The 4,461-nt window shown below is 65.9% G+C and carries 6 protein-coding genes; 3 read left to right on the top strand and 3 right to left on the bottom strand.

Annotated features, from left to right (window positions below; genetic code table 11):
- The coding region (locus J1M87_RS28285; RefSeq protein ID WP_206492953.1) for a hypothetical protein at positions 1-286 on the bottom strand (286 nt) is incomplete at its 3' end.
- Positions 287-336: 50 nt separating this feature from the next.
- On the opposite strand from J1M87_RS28285, the gene J1M87_RS28290 reads away from it, so the two are divergent.
- The 3 genes from J1M87_RS28290 (at position 337) to J1M87_RS28300 (ending at position 2,985) form a co-directional block, all read left to right on the top strand.
- Positions 337-723, top strand: a complete 387-nt coding sequence (locus J1M87_RS28290; protein ID WP_206492954.1) for a hypothetical protein — start codon at positions 337-339, stop codon at positions 721-723.
- Between the two features lie 136 nt (positions 724-859).
- Positions 860-1,543: a response regulator transcription factor gene (locus J1M87_RS28295; protein WP_241257555.1), complete on the top strand. Its 684-nt coding sequence runs from the start codon at positions 860-862 to the stop codon at positions 1,541-1,543.
- The gene (locus tag J1M87_RS28300; RefSeq protein WP_206492956.1) at positions 1,540-2,985 is read left to right on the top strand and encodes a HAMP domain-containing sensor histidine kinase; all 1,446 of its coding nucleotides are present in this window, start codon (positions 1,540-1,542) and stop codon (positions 2,983-2,985) included. The genes J1M87_RS28295 and J1M87_RS28300 overlap by 4 nt, the downstream gene beginning before the upstream one ends.
- Positions 2,986-3,000: 15 nt before the next feature.
- Here J1M87_RS28300 and J1M87_RS28305 read toward each other — a convergent pair whose 3' ends face one another.
- Positions 3,001-3,486: a GNAT family N-acetyltransferase gene (locus J1M87_RS28305; protein ID WP_206492957.1), complete on the bottom strand. Its 486-nt coding sequence runs from the start codon at positions 3,484-3,486 to the stop codon at positions 3,001-3,003.
- 9 nt (positions 3,487-3,495) lie between these two features.
- Positions 3,496-4,236: a 1-acyl-sn-glycerol-3-phosphate acyltransferase gene (locus J1M87_RS28310; protein ID WP_206492958.1), complete on the bottom strand. Its 741-nt coding sequence runs from the start codon at positions 4,234-4,236 to the stop codon at positions 3,496-3,498.
- Between the last annotated feature and the right edge of the window lie 225 nt (positions 4,237-4,461).

Raw genomic sequence — 4,461 nt, forward strand, 5'->3', positions numbered from 1 at the left:
TCGCCTGAACCCACCCACACCTGAACAACCCCGAAAACGCAATCCAGCCCCGCACCGAAAACACGGTGCGGGGCCGGAAGAGATTGTCGTCAGGAACCGGAAGAACCAGTAGGAGGTGCGGGAAGTGCAGCACCATCACCAGGCGCAGGAGGCGCAGGAGGCGTAGCGCCGTCGGCAGGTGCAGGCGGGCCGGCACCATCACCAGGCGCAGGCGGCGTCGCACCATCGCCAGGCGCAGGCGGTGCAGGCGGGCCGGCACCATCACCAGGCGCAGGCGGCGTCGCACCCTCGCCCGGCGCACACATCGCACCCGGTCCACCCTTTCCGGGACCACCCATGCCCGGGCCACCCGCAGGCGGCGCAGGCGGAGTCGCACCCTCGCCTGGGGCCGGCGGGGTTGCTGCATCAGCGGATGTAGGAGTGGTCGATCCATCGGTGGCTTCCGGAGCGGTCTCGGTACTGGGGGTATCCAACCCTCCACCACCGTCGGTGCGCTGCAGCGACGAGGACGAGGCAACGGTCGACACTGCAGGCGACGTCTCGGGCCCGGTGGCTGCGAAGACCGCCGAGGCTACGAGTGCTCCGACTGCGAGGCCAGCGGCCGCTGTTGCTACCAGCGGAACCCGCCCCTTCCATCGCTTCCGCTCGTTCGATCCAGGTGCAACTGCCTCCTCGTTCGGGCCATCTTCCGGGTTCGGTACAGCCGGGATCGGTTGGGTCTGATCGTTCACAGTCACTCCTTGTTCGGATGTGGTTCGTTCGATTCGTTCTGTCACCGACCCTGCCGCCTCCACCTGAAGTCACCCTGAAGCTGGACGCATCTTCAGGATCACTTCAGCTGCTGGGTGACAATCGAGGCATGACATACAGTTCCGCTCCGCGGGTGATGGTGGTGGAGGACTCGCTGCCGATCCGGGAAGCCCTGGTCGCCGCGTTCGAGGACGCGGGATTCACCGTCGCGTCCTTGCCCGACGGTGCCGACTTCGAGACGACGATGGCAGGTTTCCGCCCGGACGTGGTGATCCTCGACATCATGCTGCCCGGCGCGCGGGACGGCTTCGATCTCATCGGCGTCGTCCGCCAGAGCAGCGATGCGGGACTGATCATGGTCACTGCCAAAGACCAGCTGGAGGATCGGCTCCGCGGGCTCAGCGACGGTGCCGACGACTACGTGGTCAAACCCTTTCAGCTCGACGAGGTGGTCGCGCGGGCGCGGTCGGTGCTTCGGCGACGCGGCCGATCCTCCGATGCCGTGCAGGTGGGCGACCTGCTGGTCGACGAGCCGGCCGGTGTTGTCACCCGCGCCGGGCATGTCCTCGACTTGACGGCGACCGAACTGCGACTGGCCACTTTTCTGGTCGCGCAGCGCGGGCGCACGGTCTCGAAAACCTCCATCCTCGAGTCGGTCTGGGGTTACGGCGCGTACGACGCCAACCTGGTCGAGGTCCATATCAGTGCGTTGCGTCGCAAGCTGGAGGCTCACGGGCCACGGTTGATCCATACGGTCCGCGGCCTCGGTTACGCATTGCGGGCACCGCAATGACCCGACCAACGAACCACACACCTACCCCGTCGTTGCGCATGCGGGTGGTGACCACCGTCATCGCATTGTTCGCAGTACTACTTCTCATCGTCGGGGTGTCAGTGGATGTTGTTCTGGGCCAACAGCTTCGACGCGATCTGGATGCGCGTTTGACCGACCGGGCTGCGCGCGCGATCGAGCTGGTGAACAGTGGCGTCGGCTCGGAGGACCTGGTACAGGCGTTGCAGGGAGATGCCATCCGGGTTCGCGTCACCACCGCCGACGGCAGCGTCTACGGCGCACCTGGCGAGCAGCCCTCGGCTCCGGCGAGCAGACCTGCTGCGCCACCGGCAGGTCCGGCCAACGCTCCCGTTCGCCCGGGGCCTCCCACTCCACCAGCACCACCGTCGGATTCGCTCGAGATCACCGAACCTCTGCCGGATGGTTCCACGCTGTCGCTACTCGGCGACACCACCGCCATCGCCGATGTTCGGCAGCAACTGCGGATTCTGATGATCGTCGCAGGCGCGGTGACGCTGCTGCTGGCCGCGGCTGCACTCACTGGCGCGGTGCGGCGGGCACTGTCTCCGCTGGACTCGATGACCTCCGTCGCTCGTCGAATCACCAATGGAGACAGGGGAAGACGGCTGCTGCCATCCAAACCGAAGACCGACCTCGGCCGCACGGCCTCCGCCGTCGACGAGATGCTCGACGCGCTGGAGGAGGCCGAAAGCAGAGAAGCTGCGGCTGCGCACGCGGCGCGCCTCGCCGAGGAGGACATGCGCCGGTTTCTGGCCGACGCGGCGCACGAACTACGCACCCCGGTCGCCGGGATCTCGGCACTGACGCAATCGCTGCTGCGCGATGTCGAGCGCCGTCCCGATCGAGTCGGCAGGTGGAGCGAACTGCTGGTCGCCGAATCATCGAGGGCCTCACGTCTGGTGGCCGATATGCTCGATTCGGTTCGCGCCGAGAATACTTCCGAGCTGGAACTGGCCGACGCGGACATCTCGGAGATCACTCGACGCACTGTCGAGCGCGCGGAACTGCTGTCTCCGAACGTCCAATTCGAGGTCGATGCGCCGCAGTCGGTCCCGGTACGGGTGGACGCAGGCCGCATCGAGCAGATCCTCTCGAACGTTCTCGACAACGCCTGCCGTTTCACCCCGGGCGAGGGCACAGTTCGGGTGACGGTCGGTACCGATACGCATGCCGTGATCACCGTCGACGACGAAGGTCCCGGCGTTGCCGAGATCGACCGCGAGCGCATCTTCGAGCGGCTCGTTCGGCTGAACTCCGCGCGCGACCGCGCCTCGGGCGGCGTCGGACTCGGCCTGTCGATCGCACGCACGCTCGCTCGGGCGCACGGCGGCGAACTCGTCTGCGCTGCAGGGCCTTCCGGTGCGCGATTCCAACTGACACTACCGTTGGCCGACCGGCCGACGGACTCCGAACAACACTGATGAACAGACCGATAACTACTCTGCGATGAGATCCATCAACAGGTTGTCGTGCCAGCCCGCCGGGCCCTTCTCGTACTTGCGCATGATCCCCACCGGCTCGAAACCGACTGCGCTGTAACAGGCTATCGCTGCGGCATTGTCCGAGGCCGGGTCGATGACGAGGCGGTGATGCCCTAGATCGACCGTCAGGTAACGCACCAGTGTGCCGACGGCATCCTTCCCGACACCATGCCCATGAATCGCCGGATCGAGAAAGATGTCGATCGAGGCATGCCGGTACATCGGATCGGTCTCTTCGCCGTACTGGATCAATCCCACTGTAGCGCCGTCGAGTTCGACTACCGAGCGGTTCTCTTCGGGGTTGTCGAACGGCCAGTTCTCGTCGGCGTCCTCGTCGCCCCACCGCGCGTACACCTCGGGGGTGTGCAGTATTCGGCGCAGTTCCGGGACGTCCTCGGCGGTGACCGGTCGCAGCACGACCCGTTCACCGCGGAGATTCATCGGGCCGCTCTACTCCGCTCGCTTGGCTGCGCGTGCCGCAGCGTCCTGGGCGTCGAGCTTGTCTGCTTCCTCCAGGGTGGGGGCACTGCCACCCAGACGCGCCGGAACCCAATAGGCCCCCGGCTCGTGGTGGTAGTTCTCCTGCAGTTCCAGCAGCATCTTCTGCATCACCGAGCGGAGCTTCTCGGTGAGCTCCTTCGGCGGGCCCTCCGCTGGGATCGGCTCGCCCACTGCGATCGAGATGGGAGTGTTGGTGCGGCCCAAGCGTTTCGGGTGGCCCTTGGTCCATACCCGCTGCGCGCCCCAGATCACCGTCGGAATGATCGGCACCCCGGCCTCGATGGCCATCCGCGCCGCACCGGACTTGAACTCCTTGATCTCGAAGCTGCGACTGATCGTCGCTTCCGGGTAGACCCCCACGAGTTCACCGTTGCGCAGGCTCTGAACGGCCGCCTTGTACGACTCGGCTCCCGCGCCACGATCGACGGGAATATGCCGCAGTGCACGCATGATAGGGCCGGAGATCTTGTTGTCGAACACTTCCTTCTTGGCCATGAAGCGGATGTAGCGCTTCACGCGACGCGGGGGCAGTCCCGCGTAGGTGAAATCCATGTAGCCGGTGTGGTTGACGGCGATGACCGCTCCGCCGCTGGCAGGGATGTTCTCCTCGCCCTCGACCTCGAACTTCAGGCCCTCGAACGCGAAGATCGTACGAGCGATGCCGATGACTGATCGGTAGACGGGTTCCACAGTCCGTTAGCGTAGTCGGTGGACGAGGCCGGAGAAAAGGTCCGAGAAATTGCAACGGGGGAGAGAAACAGTGAATAACAGTGCGGCCCCGGCCCGGCGTTGGCGAGTCGCCCGAACCGCGTTGCCGCTGATCGCATCGCTCGCCCTCGTCGGAGCCTGTGCTTCCGCCGTCGGGATTCCGTCCGATCAACCCGCCGCGACGAGTGAAACCGCCCAGCCGACGAC

Source organism: Rhodococcus sp. KRD162, assembly GCF_017168335.1.
GTDB lineage: Bacteria > Actinomycetota > Actinomycetes > Mycobacteriales > Mycobacteriaceae > Rhodococcoides.

Bases quoted from the DNA above. Each gene is read 5' to 3' on its own strand.
- J1M87_RS28295 (WP_241257555.1), top strand. From the start codon at position 860: ATGACATACAGTTCCGCTCCGCGGGTGATGGTGGTGGAGGACTCGCTG.
- J1M87_RS28305 (WP_206492957.1), bottom strand. From the start codon at position 3,486: ATGAATCTCCGCGGTGAACGGGTCGTGCTGCGACCGGTCACCGCCGAG.
- J1M87_RS28300 (WP_206492956.1), top strand. From the start codon at position 1,540: ATGACCCGACCAACGAACCACACACCTACCCCGTCGTTGCGCATGCGG.
- J1M87_RS28290 (WP_206492954.1), top strand. From the start codon at position 337: ATGCCCGGGCCACCCGCAGGCGGCGCAGGCGGAGTCGCACCCTCGCCT.